This is a genomic window from Dietzia massiliensis (assembly GCF_018390595.1).
In the GTDB taxonomy this organism is placed as follows: Bacteria; Actinomycetota; Actinomycetes; order Mycobacteriales; family Mycobacteriaceae; genus Dietzia; species Dietzia massiliensis.
This window is the reverse complement of the sequence record NZ_JAHBAV010000216.1, coordinates 1-432: the sequence shown is the minus strand read 5'-3', so window position 1 is coordinate 432 and position 432 is coordinate 1. Positions and strand designations below refer to the sequence as shown.

The window sequence follows — 432 nt, the reverse complement described above, 5'->3', positions numbered from 1 at the left end:
AACGAACACTACTGGTTCACCGTCACCACCACCGGAACCGCCGACCGGCTGCTCGGCACGTACCCGGACCAGTCGACGGTACCGAGCTCCCCGACAGCCAAGAATCTGCACGGTGTGAGGGCGAGCTCGACCACCGCTGCGGCATCCGGACGGTTTGTACCTCGATAACGAAAACGATTGCTGAATCTACTGATTAACCACTGTGTACCGGACGGTCGTCAAAACGACGGCACGCGCCCCTCTGACCTACTTCTGTCTTCATCGGACTGGCAGCATTGAACCCGGGCCCATTTTGCCCCAGTCGGACGTAGTCTGAATTTCAATGTGCTGCACAGTCTTTCGTGGGCTTCACCTGAGCAAGGGCGCTAACGGTTGATCACGCGTGATACCGCTACCTTGTCGTCAAGTTTTCGCGTGGTGCGTGCGATTACC

General features: G+C 57.9%; 1 pseudogene. It reads left to right on the top strand.

Features of this window, described 5'->3' with window-relative positions:
• A pseudogene (locus KHA85_RS18180) lies at window positions 1-168 on the top strand (sterol desaturase family protein); the annotation flags it as partial.
• Window positions 169-432 lie beyond the last annotated feature (264 nt).